15 protein-coding genes are annotated in these 19,756 nt (G+C 73.7%); 13 read left to right on the top strand and 2 right to left on the bottom strand.

Going from position 1 to position 19,756, the window contains the following annotated elements; translation table 11 throughout:
• Positions 1–8 precede the first annotated feature (8 nt).
• The 3 genes from ACGFIR_RS28175 (at position 9) to ACGFIR_RS28165 (ending at position 3,881) form a co-directional block, all read left to right on the top strand.
• Positions 9–731, top strand: a complete 723-nt coding sequence (locus tag ACGFIR_RS28175; RefSeq protein WP_393148203.1) for an ABC transporter permease — start codon at positions 9–11, stop codon at positions 729–731.
• A 251-nt stretch (positions 732–982) separates the two neighbouring features.
• Positions 983–1,987 (top strand): glycine betaine ABC transporter substrate-binding protein, encoded by a 1,005-nt coding sequence (locus tag ACGFIR_RS28170; protein ID WP_392997979.1) that lies wholly within the window; start codon positions 983–985, stop codon positions 1,985–1,987.
• A 166-nt stretch (positions 1,988–2,153) separates the two neighbouring features.
• Positions 2,154–3,881, top strand: coding sequence for a hypothetical protein (locus ACGFIR_RS28165; protein WP_393148201.1), 1,728 nt, complete (start codon positions 2,154–2,156; stop codon positions 3,879–3,881).
• 174 nt (positions 3,882–4,055) lie between these two features.
• Here ACGFIR_RS28165 and ACGFIR_RS28160 read toward each other — a convergent pair whose 3' ends face one another.
• Positions 4,056–5,225 carry an NADH-quinone oxidoreductase subunit D gene (locus ACGFIR_RS28160; RefSeq protein WP_392997981.1) on the bottom strand — a complete coding sequence of 390 codons (1,170 nt, stop codon included), beginning with the start codon at positions 5,223–5,225 and terminating at the stop codon, positions 4,056–4,058.
• On the bottom strand, positions 5,222–6,361 hold the full coding sequence (locus tag ACGFIR_RS28155) for an SAM-dependent methyltransferase (RefSeq protein WP_393148199.1): 1,140 nt from the start codon (positions 6,359–6,361) through the stop codon (positions 5,222–5,224). The genes ACGFIR_RS28160 and ACGFIR_RS28155 overlap by 4 nt, the downstream gene beginning before the upstream one ends.
• A 191-nt stretch (positions 6,362–6,552) precedes the next feature.
• Here ACGFIR_RS28155 and ACGFIR_RS28150 point away from each other — a divergent pair, with 191 nt between their 5' ends.
• From ACGFIR_RS28150 to ACGFIR_RS28105, 10 genes are all read left to right on the top strand, one after another.
• Positions 6,553–7,506, top strand: coding sequence for a Rossmann-like and DUF2520 domain-containing protein (locus ACGFIR_RS28150; protein ID WP_393148197.1), 954 nt, complete (start codon positions 6,553–6,555; stop codon positions 7,504–7,506).
• Between the two features lie 29 nt (positions 7,507–7,535).
• Entirely contained in the window at positions 7,536–8,384 is an 849-nt protein-coding gene (gene panC / locus ACGFIR_RS28145) for a pantoate--beta-alanine ligase (RefSeq protein ID WP_393148361.1), read from the top strand.
• A 31-nt stretch (positions 8,385–8,415) separates the two neighbouring features.
• Positions 8,416–8,841, top strand: a complete 426-nt coding sequence (panD, locus tag ACGFIR_RS28140; RefSeq protein ID WP_392997984.1) for an aspartate 1-decarboxylase — start codon at positions 8,416–8,418, stop codon at positions 8,839–8,841.
• Positions 8,842–9,031: 190 nt separating this feature from the next.
• The gene (locus tag ACGFIR_RS28135) at positions 9,032–9,913 is read left to right on the top strand and encodes a septum formation family protein (RefSeq protein WP_393148359.1); all 882 of its coding nucleotides are present in this window, start codon (positions 9,032–9,034) and stop codon (positions 9,911–9,913) included.
• A 158-nt stretch (positions 9,914–10,071) separates the two neighbouring features.
• Complete coding sequence (locus tag ACGFIR_RS28130; protein WP_393148195.1) at positions 10,072–11,766, top strand: L-aspartate oxidase; 1,695 nt, start codon at positions 10,072–10,074, stop codon at positions 11,764–11,766.
• On the top strand, positions 11,763–12,659 hold the full coding sequence (gene nadC / locus ACGFIR_RS28125; RefSeq protein WP_392997986.1) for a carboxylating nicotinate-nucleotide diphosphorylase: 897 nt from the start codon (positions 11,763–11,765) through the stop codon (positions 12,657–12,659). The genes ACGFIR_RS28130 and nadC overlap by 4 nt, the downstream gene beginning before the upstream one ends.
• A 32-nt stretch (positions 12,660–12,691) precedes the next feature.
• Complete coding sequence (locus tag ACGFIR_RS28120; protein WP_393148193.1) at positions 12,692–13,450, top strand: type III pantothenate kinase; 759 nt, start codon at positions 12,692–12,694, stop codon at positions 13,448–13,450.
• 130 nt (positions 13,451–13,580) lie between these two features.
• Positions 13,581–15,089 (top strand): lysine--tRNA ligase, encoded by a 1,509-nt coding sequence (lysS, locus tag ACGFIR_RS28115; protein WP_392997988.1) that lies wholly within the window; start codon positions 13,581–13,583, stop codon positions 15,087–15,089.
• 109 nt (positions 15,090–15,198) lie between these two features.
• Positions 15,199–15,549, top strand: coding sequence for an Lsr2 family protein (locus tag ACGFIR_RS28110; protein WP_392997989.1), 351 nt, complete (start codon positions 15,199–15,201; stop codon positions 15,547–15,549).
• A 463-nt stretch (positions 15,550–16,012) separates the two neighbouring features.
• Positions 16,013–18,544, top strand: a complete 2,532-nt coding sequence (locus tag ACGFIR_RS28105; protein WP_357722695.1) for an ATP-dependent Clp protease ATP-binding subunit — start codon at positions 16,013–16,015, stop codon at positions 18,542–18,544.
• Positions 18,545–19,756: the final 1,212 nt, after the last annotated feature.

Raw genomic sequence — 19,756 nt, 5'->3', positions numbered from 1 at the left:
TTGGCCCGGTGAACCCGGTCGAGGCGGCGCTGGTCTGGCTCAACGACCCGCTGAACTGGACGAACCCGGGCGGCATCCTGGACCGGCTCGGCGAGCACCTGTCGATGTCGGCGGCGGCGGTGGCGTTGGGCTGCCTGGTCGCCTGGCCGATCGGGCTCTGGCTCGGGCACTCCGGCCGAGGCGGCGGGCTCGTGGTGCTGGTGTCCAATGTGTCCCTCGCCGTACCCACGCTCGCCCTGCTCACCATCCTGCCGCTGACCTTCCTCGGTTTCGGCCGGCCGTCGGTGGTGGTCGCGTTGGCCGTCTTCGCGGTGCCGCCGCTGCTGGCGAACGCGTACACGGGGGTGCGGCAGGCCGATCCGCAGGCCCGGGACGCGGCACGCGGGATGGGCTTCTCCGGGTGGCAGTTGCTGCGCCGGGTCGAGCTGCCGCTGGCGGTGCCGTACCTGGCGGCCGGGTTCCGCACGGCGGCGGTGCAGGTGGTGGCGACCGCCGCGTTGGCGTCCTTCGTCAACGGCGGCGGCCTGGGCCAGATCATCCGGGCGGGCTTCGGGCTGGACATCGCCGCCGGTGGCGGTCAGATCCTCGCTGGCGGCGTGCTCGTGGCCGGGCTCGCCATGCTGCTGGAACTGGTGCTTGCCCTGGTCGAGCGCCTGGTCACGCCGCGCCCGCTGCGGGGCGACCGTCGCCGGGCGCGCCGCCGCGCCGCGCAGGCGGTGGCCGGGGGCTGAACGCCTCCGCCGCACCTGGACGCCGTGCCCGATCGACGGGTGGATGCGGAATCCGACTCACCTCCGGTGACGATCCGGTGACAAACCGGCTCCCGAGTTGTCGGTGCCGTGTGGAAGATGTTGGGGTGGGAAATGCGGGCGACGCCTGAGTCAGCCGCCCGTGGGACACAGCGGGCGGCCGGACGGAGATCGCCCGTCGGACACGCGGCCGGCCCGGCGGGGCCGCGCCGGGACACGGAAGGCGGGCACTGATGCGCGCGCGTACACGCCTGGCCGTCGGTGCGGTGGGAGCCCTCGCTGCGGCGGGGCTGCTGACCGGCTGCGGTGACGCCGGCTCCTCCGGCACTGACGCCCCCGAGCAGGCGGCGTCCGGGGCCGGCTGCGCGCCGGTCGCCGGTGACCAGCTCGTCGTGCTCGACGACGACAAGAAGCTCCAGAACACGGACAACGTCATCCCGGCGGTCAACGCCGACGCGGCCAACCCGCAGCTCCTCGCGGCGCTGGACAAGGTCTCGGCCGCGCTCGACACGCCGAAGCTGATCCAGCTCAACAAGGCCGTCGATGTCGACCGCAAGACGGCGCAGAAGGCGGCCGAGGAGTTCGCGGCGACCAACGGTGTCACCGCGGGCATCGCCAAGGGGCCCGGCGGGCAGATCGTGATCGGCGCGGCCAACTTCACGGAGAACCAGATCCTGGCCGAGCTCTACAAGATCGCCCTCACCGCGGCCGGCTACGACGCCAAGGTGCAGCAGATCGGCAACCGGGAACTCTACGAGCCGGCCCTGGAGAAGGGCGAGATCCAGGTGATCCCGGAGTACGCGGCGACCATGGCCGAGTTCCTCAACACCAAGGCCAACGGCAAGGACGCCGCGCCGGTGTCCTCGCCCGACCTCGACAAGACCGTCGCGGCGCTCAAGGCGGCCGGCGACAAGGTGGGCCTCGTCTTCGGTACGCCGGCCGCAGCGCAGGACCAGAACGCGTTCGCCGTGACCAAGGCGTTCGCCGACAAGTACGGCATCCGTACGCTCTCCGACCTGGCCGCCAAGTGCTCGGGCCAGGCCACGGTGCTGGCCGGGCCGCCGGAGTGCCCGCAGCGGCCGAAGTGCCAGGCGGGGCTGGTCCAGGTCTACGACTTCAAGGCGGGCTCGTTCAGCTCGCTGGACCAGGGCGGTCCGCAGACCAAGAACGCGCTGAAGACCGGGGCCGCGAGCGTGGGCCTGGTGTTCTCGTCGGACGGCGCACTGGCCGTCGGCTGATCCTCCCCGGCCGCCGGTGGCACGGACCACCGGCGGCCGAGCGGTGGACCGCTGCCCCGCCCGCAGCCGGTCCGTCCAGCAGGCGGCGGCGCGACTGTGGACGCCGCCGCCGGATGCCCCTGCTCGCCATTCCCGGGCGGGGAAACTCTCGGTAGGCTGCGGACCCATGCCAGCCCCGGTCACCCCCGCCGACAAGCGCAGCGCGTCGATGCTCACCATGCTCTTCTGGGCCGGTGTCGCCCTGGCGCCGGTGGCCGCGTTGATCCTCCTCGTCGCCGACGGCAACGGTCCGCTGCGGTTCGCCGCCGTGCTTGCCATCCTGGCCGTCGTACTGATCGGCCTGTCGATCGCGTTGCGCGTCGACGGCGCGGGTCCGGCCCGGACCGAGGAGCTGCTGGACGAGATCGAGCAGCTCCGACACGAGTTGCGCGGGGAGATCGTGGCCGCCGCCCAGCGCGGCAACCAGGCACTCGACCACGCCCAGCGGGCCCAGGAAGAGGTGACCGCGCTGCGTCGGCGGCTGGACGCCAGCAGCGCCGCGCTGGCCGGGGTCGACGCCGCGCCCGGTACCGGCCGGGCCCGGGCCTCCGTCGACGACGCGGTCGCCGGTCGGGGGCGGGTGCCGGATCAGGACGACGCGGTGCCCCGCCGGGGGCGTGCCGACCGGGACGACGAGGAACGGGTCCGCAGGCCGCAGCCGACTCCGCGGACCGAGCGGCCGGCCCCCGGCGCGTACGGCACGGACGGGCCGCCCCCGGGAGCGGGCGGCGGGTACGGCGTGGACCGGTCGGCCGCCGGCGGAACGGCGGGGGTGTACGGGGCGGCCCGGCCGGCGGAGCCGGGGAGCCAGCCCGCCGCCCGCCCCCTCGGGGTGGTGCGGCACACCGAGACCGTGCATGTCACCACCCGGCACACCGTCGTCGACGGCTCCGCGTCCGTGCCCGGCGACCGGGGTGCCCGGTACGGCGGCGGGTACGCGGGCGGTTGGTCGCCCGCGCCGGAGGAGCGGCCGTGGTCGGGCGAGCCGGACGACCGCCCCTGGGCCGGCGACGGGCACGACGACCCGGGCGACCGGTCCCGCCACGACGACCGGCCCCGGTACGAGGAGGGGGCGCGTCATGGCGACCGGCCCCGCCATGAGGAGCGGGCCCGTCACGGCGACGGGGCGCGACCGGGCCCCGGGACCGCCGCCCGGGAGGGCCGGACGGCCCAGCCCGGCGACCGGGGATGGTCGAAGCAACCCGGCGACCGGGAGTTGTCGGAACCGCGCGACGAGCGGGAGTGGGGCCGGCACGACGAGCGGGGGCAGCGGTGGGACGACCGGGGCGGGCCGGGCAGGGGTGCGCCGGCCGCACCGCCCGGCCACGAACGGCCGTATCCGCCCGCCGAGGCGGGAGCGGAGGACGGGGAGTACTGGTCGCAGCTACGCGCCGGGGACCGGTGGGCTGCCGTACGGGACGACGAGCGGGGTCGGGAGCTGCGGGTCGGGGAGCGGCGTGCCGAGGTGCGCACGGACGCCACCGGCACCGAGTACCGCGTCGCGGACCGTTGGGCATCGGTCCGGCGGGACGAGCCGCGCCGGGCGGGAGAGCGCGCGGACGACGGGTGGCGCGGCGGCTGGCCGGAGCCGGCCGACGCCCCGGCCCTGCCTGCCGGCGGGGTGCCGGTGCCCGACGAGTGGCGTCCACCCCGCCAGCGGGGACAGCAGCCCGAGGCGCGGCACGACGCCCGCCAGCCGGAGGCGCACCGCGCCCGTCGGGCGGAGCCCGAGCCGGAGCGGTACGGCTACCCGCAGGAGCGGTACGGCCGGCCGCCGGAGGAGCGGTACGGCTACCCGCCGCAGGACGACGAGCCCCGGGCGGGCGGTGCCCGCAACCCCGACCGCTGGCGCTGACCCCGGCGGCGGCCCGTCAGGATCGGCCGTCGCCGTCCCGGCCAACCGTCCCGAGCCGGCGCAGCCGGTCAGCTCTGCGAGCCGGCCAGTGCGCCGCCGTCCGGCGAACGGGTCCAACCGGGAGCCAACCCGGCGAACGCGACCGGGAGCCGGCCGTCCAAGGGCGGGCCGGGGTCACTTGTCGATGTCGCCGACCACGAAGAACATCGAGCCGAGGATGGCGATCAGGTCCGGCACCAGGCAGCCGGGGAGCAGGGTGGCCAGCGCCTGCACGTTCGCGTACGACGCGGTGCGCAGCTTCAACCGCCAGGGCGTCTTCTCGCCCCGCGAGACCAGGTAGTAGCCGTTGATGCCGAGCGGGTTCTCGGTCCAGGCGTAGGTGTGCCCCTCGGGGGCCTTGAGCACCTTCGGCAGCCGGGTGTTGATCGGCCCGGTGAGCCGGTCCACCCGGTCCAGGCACTGCTCGGCGAGGTCGAGCGAGGCGTACACCTGGTCGAGCAGCACCTCGAAGCGGGCGTGGCAGTCCCCGGCGGTCTTCGTCACCACCGGCACGTCGAGCTGGTCGTAGGCCAGGTAGGGCTCGTCGCGGCGCAGGTCGAGGTCGAGGCCGGAGGCCCGGGCGACGGGCCCGGACGCGCCGAACGCGGCGGCGTCGGCCGCGGAGAGCACCCCGACGCCGACCGTGCGGGCCAGGAAGATGTCGTTGCGCCGGATGAGGTTGTCCAGGTCGGGCATCCGCCGGCGGACCTCGGCGATGGCGGCCCGCGCCCGGCCGGTCCAGCCGGCCGGCACCTCCTCCTTGAGCCCGCCCACCCGGTTGAACATGTAGTGGATCCGGCCCCCGGAGACCTCCTCCATGACCGCCTGGATGGTCTCCCGCTCGCGGAACGCGTAGAACATCGGCGTGATCGCGCCGATCTCCAGCGGGTAGGAGCCGAGGAACATCAGGTGGTTGAGCACCCGGTTCAGCTCCGCGAGGGCCATCCGCAGCCAGGTGGCCCGCTCCGGCACCTCCATGCCCATCAGCCGCTCGACGGCGAGCACCACGCCCAGCTCGTTGGAGAAGGCCGAGAGCCAGTCGTGCCGGTTGGCCAGCACGATGATCTGCCGGTAGTCGCGGACCTCGAAGAGCTTCTCCGCGCCCCGGTGCATGTAGCCGACGATCGGCTCGCAGGCCACCACGCGCTCGCCGTCGAGGACCAGCCGGAGCCGGAGCACGCCGTGCGTGGAGGGGTGCTGCGGCCCGATGTTGAGCACCATGTCGGTGCCGAGCTGCTCCCCGCCGGCCCCGGTGCCGACGGTCAGCTCGCGGAGGTCGCCGGCGTCCGTGGTCATGCCCGTCATCGTGCCATGAACCGCCCGGGGTCGACGCCGACCGGTTGCCGCAGCCACCAGTGCCCGCCCAGCCCGGCCGGGTCGGTCAGTTCGGCCACCGCCGACGCGGCGGCGAGCGCCCGCACGTACCCGGCCGGGTCGCTGGCGGCCAGGCTGAGCGGGGGTCGGCCGCCGTCGGCCCCGAGCGCTCGCAGCGCCTCCCGCTGCGACCCCAGGTCGTACGCGCACCGCGCGACCCGGGCGCCGGCGGAGGCGACCGAGTCGACGGCGACGTGCGCGGTGACGTCGCGGCTCCCGTCCGGCACCGGCGGCACCTGCCGCCCGCCCCGGTACCCGGTCAACGTCCCGTCCACGGGCCGGCCGTCCCGCAGGTGCCCGTAGTCCACGGCCAACGCCAGCCCCCGGTCGACGTGGCCCACGGCGTGCGCCCACGCCTCGTCGCGGGTCCGGCCGATCTCCGCTCTGACTGCTGTCAGGGGTTCCGGCCACCATCGGGTGAGCCAGTCCGTGTCGGCGGCATCGACCGGGTCGCCGACGGTCTCCGCGCCGGTGGCCGGGTCGACCAGCAGGTAGCGCCAGCCCTCGGCGGTGTGCACCGCCACGTCGAGCGGCACGTTGTCCAGCCACTCGGTGGCCACCAGCAGCCCGGCGATCCCGTCGGGGATCTCGTCCAACCAGTCGATCCCGTCGGGCAGGTCGGCCGGTCGGGGCGCCTTCTCGACCGCGGTGAGGCGTACGCGGGAGGCGAGCGGAACCGGTGCGGACGGCGCGGGACCGGCGGACGACGGGCCGGACGAGGCCGGGGGCCGGGCGGCGGCCGGGGGAGCCGGTGTCGCCGGGGAGCCCGTCCGCGCAGGGATCAAGCCTGACCGCCCGGGGCGGGCGGGCTCCCCGGCGACCTCCAGCGCGGCGGAGAGCGCCCGGAGCAGCTCGCCCCGCCCCGCGCCCACGTCGACCACGCGGAGGTCGGCGGGGTGGCCGAGGGCGGCGTCGACCCGCTCGACGAGCCGCAGCAGCGCGTCGGCGAAGGCCGGGGACGCGTGCACGCTGGTGCGGAAGTGGCCGGCCGGCCCCGGCCCGGAGACGAAGAAGCCGCCCGGCCCGTAGAGGGACCGTTCCATCGCGTCCCGCCAGCGCTCCGGCATCAGTCCGTTCCTCGTGCGGCGTGGGTCACCGGCCCGACCCTACGGTCAGCCGGTCGGCGCGGACGTTCCATCCCCGGGCGTGCCGCCGGTGCCGTCGGTGAACGTTTTCACACATCCTTGTCCCGGTTCCGTAACCCCGGCGCATACTTGCCATCGACCGGTACCCCTTCTCGAGGACTGGATCGTCGCCCATGAGCGCACCCCTGCGCCCGCGCCCGGCCGCCCCTGACGGGGCCGCCGCCCCGCCGGCTGCCACTCCCCGTCTCCTCACCGTCGGTGTCGTCGGCTCCGGCCGGGTCGGTGCCGTGCTGGGCGCCGCCCTCGCCGCCGCCGGCCACCGGGTGGTCGCCGCCACGGCCGGCTCCGGCGCTTCCCGGGCCCGGGCGGCGCTGCTGCTGCCCGGCGTGTCCCTTTGCTCCGCCGCCGCCGTGGCGCGGGCGGCCACCGACCTGCTGCTGGTCGCCGTGCCCGACGACGCGCTCGTCGGGGTGGTCACCGCGCTGGCCGACGGCGGTGCGCTGCGCCCCGGCCAGGTGGTCGCGCACACGTCCGGCGCGCACGGGCTGGCCGTACTCGCCCCCGCCGCCGCGGTGGGCGCCCGACCGCTCGCCCTGCACCCCGCGATGACCTTCACCGGTACGCCGGACGACCTCGTCCGGCTGGCCGACATCTCGTACGGGGTGAGCGCCCCGCCGGAGCTGCGCCCCCTGGCCGCCCGGCTGGTCGCCGACCTCGGCGGGGTGCCGGAGTGGGTCGGCGAGGCGGACCGGCCGCTCTACCACGCGGCGCTGGCACACGGCGCCAACCACCTGGTGACCCTCGTCAACGAGGCGGCCGACCGGCTGCGCGACGCCGGGGTGACCCAGCCGGAGAAGGTGCTCGCTCCGCTGCTGCGCGCCGCCCTGGAGAACGCGCTGCGTCTCGGCGACGACGCGTTGACCGGGCCGGTGTCCCGGGGCGACGCCGGTACGGTCGAGCGCCACCTGGCCCGGCTCGCCGCGACCGCCCCCGAGTCGGTCGCGCCGTACCTGGCCCTGGCCCGGCGTACGGCCGACCGGGCGATCGCCGCGGGCCGGCTGCGGCCGGCGGACGCGGAGTCGCTGCTCGGCGTGCTCGCCGGCGACCGGCGGGAGGTGGCCGCGTGACCGGGCTGACCGTGGACGGAGGGGACCGCGTGACGGAACTGGTGCACGGCCGTGCCGAGCTGGCGGCGGCGCGCGACGGGCTCAAGGGCACCGTGGGTGTCGTGATGACGATGGGCGCGCTGCACTCCGGGCACGAGACGCTGCTGCGGGCGGCCCGGGAGCGGGCCGACCGCGTGATCGTCACGATCTTCGTCAACCCGTTGCAGTTCGGCCCGAACGAGGACTTCGACCGCTACCCGCGCACCCTCGACGCCGACCTGGAGATCTGCCGGCGGGCCGGCGCGGACGTGGTCTTCGCACCCTCGGTGGCCGACATGTATCCGGACGGCCAGCCCCGGGTCCGGGTCGACCCGGGCCCGCTGGGCGAGGACCTGGAGGGGCAGAGCCGCCCCGGGTTTTTCCACGGGGTGCTCACGGTGGTGCTGAAGCTGCTCCAGCTCACCCGCCCCGACCTGACGTTCTTCGGCGAGAAGGACTACCAGCAGCTGACCCTGGTGCGGCGGATGGCCCGGGACCTCGACGTGCCGGTCGAGGTGGTCGGGGTGCCGACCGTGCGGGAGCCGGACGGGCTGGCGCTGTCCAGCCGCAACCGCTACCTCTCCCCGGCCGAGCGGGAGGCCGCGCTGAGCCTGTCGGCGGCGCTGCGGGCCGGGGCCGGAGCCGCCGACGAGGGCGGTGACGCGGGGGCCGTGCTCGCCGCCGCGCACGCGGCCTTCGGCGCCGGTACGCCCGGGGCGCGCCTCGACTACCTGGTGCTCACCGACCCGGACCTGGAACCGGGGCCGGTCGCCGGGCCGGCGCGGCTGCTCGTCGCCGCCTGGGTGGGCGCCACCCGGCTGATCGACAACGCGCCGATCCGGCTCGCCCCCCGTTCCTGAACCACCGCTACCCTCCGCGAAAGGCATCCCGATGCTGCGCACCATGCTCAAGTCGAAGATCCACCGGGCCACCGTGACCCAGGCCGACCTGCACTACGTCGGCTCGGTGACGGTCGACGAGGATCTGCTCGACGCCGCCGACCTGATCCCCGGGGAGCAGGTCGCGATCGTGGACATCACCAACGGGGCGCGGCTGGAGACGTACGTGATCCCGGGCGAGCGGGGCAGCGGCGTGATCGGCATCAACGGTGCCGCCGCCCACCTGGTGCACCCGGGCGACCTGGTCATCCTCATCTCGTACGGGCAGATGGACGACGCCGAGGCCCGCGCGTACCGGCCGCGGGTGGTGCACGTCGACGCCGCGAACCGGGTCGTCGAGCTGAACACCGACCCGACCACCGCCGCCCCCGGCACCGCGGGCGCCCCGATCCCCAACCCCTTCGCCGCCGCCGTCTGACCCGCCCGATCCCGCCGTCACCCGCGCCGTGCGAGGGCTCTGTCACGGTTGGTCCCCTTCGTGACCACGGGGACCGGTCGGGGATCGAAGTGGGCGCCCGTGCGGTCTGTCACCGGAAGGTCATCCCTGGGTAGTCTGGTTGCCCGTCGACAGGCGCGGGTGGCTGGGGGAGGCCGCGGTGCGACGTGCGATGACCACCCTGCTCGCGGCCGTCGCCGCGGCCGTTCTCCTGACCGGGTGCGCCGGGTCCGGCGGGCTGGACGGTGACCTGGTCGACGACTGGGCGGCCCCGCCCGCGCCCGGGCCCTTCACCCCGGCCGCCGGGGTGTGCCAGGTCGCCGACTTCGCCGACGTCGTGGCCCTGGCGGCGTACGCGCCGGTGGACTGCGCCGTTCCGCACCGCGTCGAGACGGCGCACGTGGGCGCCTTCCCGGCCGAGCGGCCCGCCCCGCCGCCCGGTGGGTCGGCCGAGCTGCGGGGCGCGTTCGCCGACTGCGACACCCGGGCGAGCGCTTACGTGGGCGCCGACTGGCGGGCTGGACGGCTGCGGCTGGCGGTGGCGGTGCCGTCCGGGCCGGGCTGGACGGCCGGCGCCCGCTGGTACCGGTGCGACCTGACCGAGGTGAGCACCGCCGAGGCCGCCGCCACCGTGGTGGTGCGCACCGGAAGCCTCCGGGACGCGCTGCGGGGGCCGTCCCCGCTGCGGCTGGGCTGCCAGCAGGCCCGCTCCGTCGGCGGGTCGGTGCGGACGCTGCTCCCGGTCGACTGCGCCAGCCGGCATGACGCCGAGTTCGTCGGGGTGTGGCGGGCACCCGACCGCCCGTACCCGACCCGCCCTGCCGACTGGGCCCCGCTGTACGCCGGTTGCCGCTCGGTGCTCGGCCGCTACGTGGGGGTGCCCGACGACGCCGACCTGCGCTTCCGCAGCGGCGTGGTGGTCCGTCCGCCCGGGGCGGGCCGGTGGCGCGTCGGCGACCGGGGCGTGCGCTGCTACCTCTGGCTCGACGACCGTACGGTGACCGGCTCGCTGCGGGGCGCGGGCCCGGCGGCCCTCCCGGTCCGGACGCGGTAGCGCGCCGGCCCATCCGGACGACCCGGACCCGTGGCGGCACGGCGGCCCGCACGCGTGGCACCGGCCGGCCTGCCCGGCCCGGTCCGGGACCCCATGGCCCAAACCACTCGTCCCGCCCCCGCCGCCCCTCGCGAGGGTGCTTCGGGTTGACTGTGGGCATGGAGCTTCCGACCGTCGACCTTCCGGCGCTGCCCAGACTGCTGGCCGCCCCCGCGCCCGGCTGGGTGGAGACCACCGACGTCATCGTGGTCGGATCCGGTGTGGCGGGCCTGACCGCCGCACTGCACCTGCGCGAGGCGGGGCTGCACGTCACCGTTGTCACCAAGGTCAATATCGACGAGGGGTCGACCCGCTGGGCGCAGGGCGGCATCGCCGCCGTGCTCGACCCGCACGACACCCCCGCCGCGCACGCCTCGGACACCGAGATCGCCGGCGTCGGGCTCTGCGACCCGGCGGCGGTGCGGGTACTGGTCGAGGAGGGCCCGACCCGGCTGCGCGAGCTGATGCGGATCGGGGCGGAGTTCGACCGCAACGCGGACGGCTCGCTGATGCTCACCCGGGAGGGCGGGCACCGGGCCGACCGGATCGTGCACGCCGGCGGCGACGCCACCGGGGCCGAGGTGCAGCGCGCCCTGCACGCCGCCGTCCGCCGCGACCCGTGGATCCGGCTCGTGGAGCACGCGCTGGTGCTGGACCTGCTGCGCGCCCCCGGGGACGGCCCGGGCGGGCTCGGCCCGGCCTGCGGCATCACCCTGCACGTGCTCGGCGAGGGCAGCGAGGACGGCGTGGGCGCCATCCTGGCCCGGGCGGTCGTCCTGGCCACCGGCGGCATGGGCCAGATCTACGCGGCGACCACCAACCCGGCCGTGTCTACCGGCGACGGGGTGGCCCTCGCGATGCGGGCCGGTGCGGCGGTCACCGACGTGGAGTTCGTCCAGTTCCACCCGACCGCGCTGATCACCCCGGCCGGCACCGGTGTGCCCGGTGCCGGGCACGCCCAGCAGCCGCTGGTCTCCGAGGCGCTGCGCGGCGAGGGCGCGCACCTGGTGGACGGCGACGGCAAGCGGTTCATGGTCGGGCAGCACGAGCTGGCCGAGTTGGCGCCCCGGGACGTGGTGGCCAAGGGCATCCACCGGGTGCTGCTGGCCACCGGCGCGGACCACGTCTTCCTCGACGCCCGGCACCTGGGCGGCGACTTCCTGGCCCGGCGCTTCCCGACCATCGTCGCGTCCTGCCTGGCCATCGGGGTCGACCCGGCCACCGACCTGATCCCGGTCGCCCCGGCCGCCCACTACGCCTCCGGCGGCGTCCGCACCGATCTGCGCGGCCGCACCTCCATCCCGGGCCTGTACGCCTGCGGCGAGGTCGCCTGCACGGGCGTGCACGGCGCGAACCGGCTGGCCAGCAACTCGCTGTTGGAGGGGCTCGTCTTCTCCCGGCGGATCGCCGAGGACATCGCCGCCGGGCTGCCCGAGCAGGTCCAGCCGGCGCCGACGGGGGCCTGGGTGGGCGGCGAGGGCTGGGTGGTGCCGGCCGAGGCGACGCCGACGCTGCAACGGGCGATGACCCGGGGCGCGGGCGTGCTCCGCTCGGCGGACACCCTCGCGGGGACCGCCGAGACGCTGACCGGGCTCGGCGAGGGCCGGGGCCGGCCCCGGACGGCCGACTGGGAGGCGACGAACCTGATCACCGTGGCGTCGACGCTGGTCGCCGCCGCGTACGCCCGCCGGGAGACCCGGGGCTGCCACTGGCGGGAGGACTTCCCGACGGCCGACGAGCTGTGGCACGGCCACCTGGTCGGCGCGATCGGGGCGCAGGGCCGGTTGACGCAAGCGTGGGAGGGGACCCGATGACGGAGTCGACGGAACGGGCACTGCGGGACGCGGGCCTCGACCCGGCGCAGGTGCGGCGGGTGATCGAGGGCGCGCTCGCCGAGGACCTGGGGCCGGACCTGCTGGACGTCACCAGCGTCGCCACCATCCCGGCCGGCCAGACCGACACCGCCGACCTGGTGGCCCGCGCCGACGGCGTGGTGGCGGGGCTGGCCGTGGCGGCGGCCGTGTTCGAGACGGTCGGCGAGGCGACCGGCGCCGGCCGTACGGTCGAGGTGTCGGTGGTGGCCCACGACGGCGCGCGGGTGGCGCGCGGCGACGTGCTGGCCACGGTGACGGGCCCGACCCGGCTGCTGCTCACCGCCGAGCGGACGGCGCTCAACCTGCTCTGCCGGATGTCCGGGGTGGCCACCCACACCCGGGCCTGGGCGGACGCCCTGGCCGGCACCAAGGCGATGGTGCTGGACACCCGCAAGACCACCCCGGGCCTGCGCGCCCTGGAGAAGTACGCGGTGCGCGCCGGCGGCGGCACGAACAAGCGGATGGGCCTGCACGACGTCGCGATGATCAAGGACAACCACAAGTTCGCGGCGGGCGGCATCACGGCCGCCTTCCGCCGGGTCCGGGAGGCCTTCCCGGACGTGCCGGTGCAGGTCGAGGTGGACACGGTCGCCGAGGCGATGGAGGCGGTCGAGGCCGGTGCGGACTTCCTGCTGCTGGACAACATGACCCCGGAGATGCTCACCGAGGTGGTCGCGTCGGTGGGGGACCGGGCGGAGCTGGAGGCGACCGGCGGGCTGACCCTCGACGTGGCGGCGCGGTACGCGGCGACCGGGGTCGACTTCCTCTCCGTCGGGGCCCTGACGCACTCCTCGCCGATCCTCGACATCGCCATGGACCTGCGCACCGGGTGAACCTGCGGCCGACCGTTGTCTAGGCTGCGTGCGTGCTGCTCTGCATCGACATCGGAAACACCAACACCGTGCTGGCGACCTTCGACGGCGACAAGCTGGTGCACTCCTGGCGAATCAAGACCGATGCGCGGTCGACGGCCGACGAGCTGGGCCTGAAGTTCCGGGGCCTGCTCGCCGGGGACGCCGTGGAGATCACCGGGGTGGCGGCCTGCTCCACGGTGCCGGCCGCGCTGCGCTCGCTGCGTAACATGCTGTCCCGCTACTACGCGGACCTGCCGAGCGTGATCGTCGAGCCGGGGGTACGCACCGGTGTGCAGCTCGCCATCGACAACCCGAAGGAGGTGGGCGCCGACCGGGTGGTGAACACCCTGGCCGCGTACACCCTCTACGGCGGGCCGTCGATCGTGGTGGACTTCGGCACCACCACCAACTTCGACGTGATCAGCGCCCGGGGCGAGTTCCTCGGCGGCGCCTTCGCCCCGGGCATCGAGATCAGCTTCGACGCGCTCGCCGCCCGGGCCGCCCAGCTGCGGAAGGTGGAGGCGACCAGGCCCCGCTCGGTGATCGGCAAGAACACCGTCGAGTGCCTCCAGTCCGGGCTCTACTTCGGTTTCGCCGGGCAGGTGGACCGGATCGTCGAGCGGATGATCGAGGAGATCGGCGAGGTGAGCGCCGTGATCGCCACCGGTGGGCTGGCCTCGCTCGTGATAAACGAGTGCCGCACGATCACCCACCACGAGCCGATGATCACCCTGATCGGCCTGCGGATGGTCTACGAGCGCAACGTCTGACCCGGGCGTCGCCGGGCCGGGGCGTAGTGGGGCCGGTCATGCGGGGCGGTTATCCCGTAACGCCCCGCTGGAGGCTTGAGTACGCTCGGGGCCTGACCCCGCCCGAAATCTCCTTCTGAGGAAGCGTGCCGTGACCGAGCAGAACCCCGTGCCAGTCGATCCCGCCGACGACCTTCCCGAGCAGATGAAGGTCCGCCGGGAGAAGCGGGACCGGATGCTCGCCGAGGGCGTCGAGCCGTACCCGATCGGATTCCCCCGCACCAGCACGCTGGCCGACCTCCGGCAGAAGTACGCCGACCTGCCGACCGACACCGCCACGGGCGACCGGGTCTCGGTGACCGGCCGGGTGATCTTCGTACGCAACACGGGCAAGCTCTGCTTCGCCACGCTGCGGGACGGCGACGGCACGGAGTTGCAGGCCATGCTCTCCCTCGACCGGGTCGGCGCCGACCGGCTGAACGACTGGAAGCGCCTGGTCGACCTCGGTGACCTCGTCGGGGTGACCGGCGAGGTGATCACGAGCCGGCGCGGCGAGCTGTCCGTGCTGGCGGAGCAGTGGGCGGTCACCGCGAAGGCGCTGCGCCCGCTGCCGGTGGCGCACAAGCCGCTCAGCGAGGAGGCGCGGGTCCGGCAGCGCTACGTGGACCTGATCGTCCGGCCGCAGGCCCGCCAGATGGTACGCACCAGGGCCGCGGCCGTACGCAGCCTGCGCGACTCGCTGCACGCCCGGGACTTCATCGAGGTGGAGACGCCGATGCTGCAGCTGCTGCACGGCGGCGCGGCGGCCCGGCCATTCGTGACCCACAGCAATGCGCTCAACACCGATCTGTATCTGCGAATCGCACCGGAACTGTTTCTCAAGCGGGCCGTCGTCGGCGGCGTCGACCGGGTCTTCGAGATCAACCGCAACTTCCGTAATGAGGGTGTCGACTCTTCGCACTCGCCGGAGTTCGCGATGCTCGAGGCATACGAGGCCTACGGCGACTACGACACCATGGCCGAGCTGACCCGGAATCTCGTACAGCAGGCGGCGGTCGCCGTCGGCGGCTCGACCGTGGTGACGCACGCCGACGGCCGGGAGTTCGACCTGGGCGGCGAGTGGCGGTCGGTGACCCTCTTCGGGTCGCTTTCCGAGGCGCTCGGCGAGGAGGTCACGGTCCGCACCGAACGGCCCCGCCTGGTGGAGTACGCCGACAAGGTGGGCCTGGCGGTCGACCCGAAGTGGGGGCCGGGCAAGCTGGCGGAGGAACTGTTCGAGGAACTGGTCGTGCCGGGCCTGACGGCGCCCACCTTCGTCCGCGACTACCCGGAGGAGACGAGCCCGCTGACCCGGGCGCACCGCAGCGAGCCCGGACTGGCCGAGAAGTGGGACCTCTACGTGCTCGGTTTCGAACTCGGGACCGCGTACTCCGAGCTGGTGGACCCGGTGGTGCAGCGGGAGCGGCTGGTGGCCCAGGCCCAGCTCGCCGCCCGCGGCGACGACGAGGCCATGCGGCTGGACGAGGACTTTCTCCGGGCGATGGAGTACGGAATGCCGCCGGCCGGGGGTATGGGAATGGGAATCGACCGGCTGTTGATGGCGCTGACCGGCCTGGGAATTCGGGAAACCATCCTCTTCCCCCTGGTTCGCCCCGAGTAGTCGCGCATCTCCGCCGGGTCGTTCCCGCATCCTATTGACGCGGCAAGCGTCGCGCAGGTTATCGTGCTCTCAGTTTGCAGGATCACCCTGCTCGAAAGGAATGTGGGACGTGGCCAAGCAGATCATTCATAAGCTGGTCGATGACCTGGACGGCGGGGACGCTGACGAGACGGTCAAGTTCGCCCTCGACGGCGTTCAGTACGAGATCGACCTGTCGGGCCCGAACGCCGAGAAATTGCGCGACGTATTCGCCCCGTACATCGCCCACGGCACCAAGGTGGGTAGGGGCGGGGTCGTCGTCGGCGGTCGGGCCGCGCGCGGTCGGGGCGGCGCCACCGCCGACCGGGAGCAGAACAAGGCGATCCGCGCCTGGGCCAAGAAGGCCGGCAAGGACATCTCCGACCGGGGCCGGATCCCGCAGGAGATCGTCGACGAGTACCACGCGAAGGCCGGTCACTGACCGGGAGCGTCGACGGGCGACACCGACGCCGGGCCGGAGCACGACTCCGGGCCGGCGTCGCCGTATCCGCCCGGGACCGCCTCCGAGCGGGAAGAATTCCGTCCCGGCGGTAGTTGTCCACAGGCGGTGGAGAATCTGTCCACAGCCTGTGGACAGGCTCCCCGGCGGCCCGGATCCGGGCGGCGCCAGCACCGGCGCGACCCGTGTGACGGGTTCCGCGACCGGGTGCGAATTTCGCTCTGCGCGTACAGGCGGGGGTGCCGGAACACCCCCTGAGCGCGGACGGTTGAGCAAAACGACGCGTACACGGCCTCCGGCGGGGACACACGACCTCAGCGGAGTCGGTTCGCGGCGATAGAGTAAGGAGGCACGGACGCCCGTCCCGGTCGTCCGCGCACCGGCCCCGCCACGACTTCTTGACCATCAAGATCGAGTGCGCACGGCACGTGAGGAGCACGAGGGCATGTTCGAGCGGTTCACCGACCGAGCGCGACGGGTTGTCGTCCTGGCCCAAGAAGAGGCCCGGATGCTCAACCACAACTACATCGGTACGGAGCACATCCTGCTGGGCCTGATCCACGAGGGTGAGGGCGTCGCCGCCAAGGCTCTGGAGAGCCTCGGCATCTCCCTGGAGGGTGTGCGGCAGCAGGTCGAGGAGATCATCGGCCAGGGTCAGCAGGCGCCGAGCGGGCACATCCCGTTCACGCCGCGGGCCAAGAAGGTGCTGGAGCTGTCCCTGCGCGAAGCGCTGCAGCTCGGCCACAACTACATCGGCACGGAGCACATCCTGCTCGGGCTGATCCGCGAGGGTGAGGGCGTCGCCGCCCAGGTGCTGGTCAAGCTCGGCGCCGACCTCAACCGGGTCCGCCAGCAGGTGATCCAGCTGCTCTCCGGCTACCAGGGCAAGGAGCCGGCCGCGGCGGGCGCCGCGCCGGGCGAGGCCGCGCCGTCCACCAGCCTCGTGCTGGACCAGTTCGGCCGCAACCTGACCCAGGCCGCCCGCGAGGGCAAGCTCGACCCGGTCATCGGGCGCGAGAAGGAAATCGAGCGGGTCATGCAGGTGCTCTCCCGCCGTACCAAGAACAACCCGGTCCTGATCGGTGAGCCCGGCGTCGGCAAGACCGCCGTGGTGGAGGGGCTGTCCCAGAAGATCATCAAGGGCGAGGTGCCCGAGACGCTGAAGGACAAGCAGCTCTACACGCTCGACCTCGGTGCCCTGGTCGCCGGTTCCCGCTACCGCGGTGACTTCGAGGAGCGCCTCAAGAAGGTGCTGAAGGAGATCCGCACGCGGGGCGACATCATCCTCTTCATCGACGAGATCCACACCCTGGTCGGTGCGGGTGCCGCCGAGGGCGCGATCGACGCGGCGAGCATCCTCAAGCCGATGCTGGCCCGCGGCGAGCTGCAGACCATCGGCGCGACCACCCTCGACGAATACCGCAAGCACCTGGAGAAGGACGCCGCCCTCGAGCGCCGCTTCCAGCCGATCCAGGTGGGTGAGCCGTCGCTGGCCCACACCATCGAGATCCTCAAGGGACTCCGCGACCGCTACGAGGCGCACCACCGGGTCTCGATCACGGACGCGGCCCTCGTGGCGGCCGCGACGCTGGCCGACCGTTACATCTCCGACCGCTTCCTGCCGGACAAGGCGATCGACCTGATCGACGAGGCCGGTGCCCGGATGCGGATCCGCCGGATGACCGCGCCGCCAGACCTGCGTGACTTCGACGAGCGCATCGCCCAGGTGCGTCGCGACAAGGAGTCCGCGATCGACGCGCAGGACTTCGAGCGTGCCGCCCAGCTGCGCGACAAGGAGAAGCAGCTGCTCGGCCAGAAGGCCCAGCGGGAGAAGGAGTGGAAGGCCGGTGACCTGGACGTCGTCAGCGAGGTCGACGACGAGCAGATCGCCGAGGTGCTCGGCAACTGGACCGGCATCCCGGTCTACAAGCTGACCGAGGAGGAGACCTCGCGCCTGCTGCGCATGGAGGACGAGCTGCACAAGCGCGTCATCGGCCAGGAGGACGCGGTCAAGGCGGTCTCGAAGGCGATCCGGCGTACCCGGGCCGGTCTGAAGGACCCGAAGCGTCCGTCGGGCTCGTTCATCTTCGCCGGCCCGTCCGGTGTCGGTAAGACCGAGCTCTCCAAGGCGCTGGCCGAGTTCCTGTTCGGCAGCGAGGACGCCCTCATCCAGCTGGACATGTCCGAGTTCCACGACCGCTACACGGTCTCCCGGCTGGTGGGTGCTCCTCCCGGCTACGTCGGCTACGACGAGGGCGGCCAGCTGACCGAGAAGGTGCGGCGTCGGCCGTTCTCGGTGGTCCTCTTCGACGAGATCGAGAAGGCCCACCCGGACGTGTTCAACACGCTGCTCCAGATCCTGGAGGACGGTCGGCTCACCGACGGTCAGGGCCGGATCGTGGACTTCAAGAACACGGTCATCATCCTGACCACCAACCTGGGCACCCGCGACGTCGCCAAGGCGGTCTCGCTCGGCTTCCAGGCGTCGGAGGACTCCGAGTCCAACTACGACCGGATGAAGCAGAAGGTCAACGACGAGCTCAAGCAGCACTTCCGTCCCGAGTTCCTCAACCGGATCGACGACACCATCGTCTTCCACCAGCTGCGCCAGCAGGAGATCCTCTCGATCGTCGACATCATGATCCAGCGGATCGAGGGCCAGCTGCGGAACAAGGACATGGGCCTGGAGCTGACCGACAACGCCAAGAAGTACCTGGCGAAGAAGGGCTTCGACCCGGTGCTCGGTGCGCGTCCGCTGCGTCGCACGATCCAGCGCGACATCGAGGACAACCTGTCCGAGCGGATCCTCTTCAACGAGCTGACCCCGGGTCAGATCGTGGTGGTGGACTGCGAGGGCGATCCGGAGAACATCGACAAGTCCAAGCTCGTCTTCAAGGGCGCGGACCGGCCGGCCACCGTGCCGGACGCCGTCCCGGCCGACCTCGGTGGCACCGCCGCCGCAGGCGCGGACGAGTAGGACCGAACAGCAAGAGGGCGGCGGCCCGGTGGTACATGCCACCGGGCCGCCGCCCCTTTTCGGTCGCCACACCGCCCGACCTGGTGCTCACCGACGTGACGCACCGAGCCTGGCCCCGCCCCGCGCCCCACCTCTGGTCCCGGCCCCGCCTCATATCCGGGGCGGACCCCGCCGCGCGCCCGGGCCTAGGCCGCCCACACCCCGGGCCCCGCCTCGCCCTACACCCTGGGCCCCGCCTCGCCCTACACCCCCGCCCCGCCTACACCCCCGGGCCCCGCCCCGCTCACACCTGTGGCCTGACGCCGGGCTTGGTGCCTGGCATCGGGCCTGGGCTGCCTGGCATCGGGCCTGGGCTGCCTGGCACCGGGCTTGGGCTGTCTGGCACCGGGCCTGGGCCTGGGCCTGGGCGCACCCTGCTATCTGCCCTGTCGAGCTGATGTCGCAGACGATTCAGCGGCCTCCGATCCGCGCCGCCTCCGTGTGCAGGCGGCCAGCGAGGCCACGCACCGACGTCGACGGCAGCAGGCTGTTCCGCGCGCCGTATCGAGCTGATGTCGCAGACGATTCAGCGGCCACCCGATCGGCCAGCCTTCGTCGTATCTGCGAGCGAGGGCCGCAGTTGGTTGATTGGTCGAGTCGTTTACGACATCAGCTCGACAGTGCGATGCCGGCGCATCCGCACCCGCGACCGACCGCGATCAAGATGCGACGTGTCGAGCGGTATGTCCGGTCGGCGATGCCCGGTACTGCGCCGAGTTGTCGGCAGCGTCCCGGGGCGTCCCGTGGCTGGGGCCACCCCGACGGCGGAATCGCGGGCGGGCCCGGGTCGTTGAACATGGCATACCCCCGGCGCTCCCCGCACACGAGCGGCCTGGTTTTCGCCGCTGGCCCGATCGGCCCGCCGGAATGGACGACCGGGCCGGGTCGTTGAGACCCCCCGGACGCCCGAGCAGGCGTCACCACCGACGCCCCAGCAGGCCTTTGAGATACCCCCGGACGCTCGAGCAGGCCCCGCCGCCGCAGCGATCCGTTCTGACTTCCCCCTCCGCGACCACACCCACCCCCCTGGTGTGTGTCGCGTACCCCCGATCGAAAGGTGCCCCCATCATGCGTACCAACATCTTCCGCACCAGCGCCCTGACCGTTGCCGGGCTCGCCTTCGCCGGCGGCGCCATCGCCGGCCCGATCACCGCCGCACACGCCGCCTCCCCC

Source organism: Micromonospora sp. NPDC049051 (assembly GCF_043197575.1).
Classification (GTDB): domain Bacteria; phylum Actinomycetota; class Actinomycetes; order Mycobacteriales; family Micromonosporaceae; genus Micromonospora.
Note: the sequence above shows the minus strand (reverse complement) of the source record. Positions and strands in the feature narration are given on the sequence as shown.

Coding starts and splice junctions, on each gene's coding strand:
- ACGFIR_RS28170 (WP_392997979.1), top strand. CDS start 983: ATGCGCGCGCGTACACGCCTGGCCGTCGGTGCGGTGGGAGCCCTCGCT.
- ACGFIR_RS28165 (WP_393148201.1), top strand. CDS start 2,154: ATGCCAGCCCCGGTCACCCCCGCCGACAAGCGCAGCGCGTCGATGCTC.
- ACGFIR_RS28160 (WP_392997981.1), bottom strand. CDS start 5,225: ATGACGGGCATGACCACGGACGCCGGCGACCTCCGCGAGCTGACCGTC.
- ACGFIR_RS28155 (WP_393148199.1), bottom strand. CDS start 6,361: ATGCCGGAGCGCTGGCGGGACGCGATGGAACGGTCCCTCTACGGGCCG.
- ACGFIR_RS28150 (WP_393148197.1), top strand. CDS start 6,553: ATGAGCGCACCCCTGCGCCCGCGCCCGGCCGCCCCTGACGGGGCCGCC.
- panD (WP_392997984.1), top strand. CDS start 8,416: ATGCTGCGCACCATGCTCAAGTCGAAGATCCACCGGGCCACCGTGACC.
- ACGFIR_RS28135 (WP_393148359.1), top strand. CDS start 9,032: ATGACCACCCTGCTCGCGGCCGTCGCCGCGGCCGTTCTCCTGACCGGG.
- ACGFIR_RS28130 (WP_393148195.1), top strand. CDS start 10,072: ATGGAGCTTCCGACCGTCGACCTTCCGGCGCTGCCCAGACTGCTGGCC.
- nadC (WP_392997986.1), top strand. CDS start 11,763: ATGACGGAGTCGACGGAACGGGCACTGCGGGACGCGGGCCTCGACCCG.
- ACGFIR_RS28105 (WP_357722695.1), top strand. CDS start 16,013: ATGTTCGAGCGGTTCACCGACCGAGCGCGACGGGTTGTCGTCCTGGCC.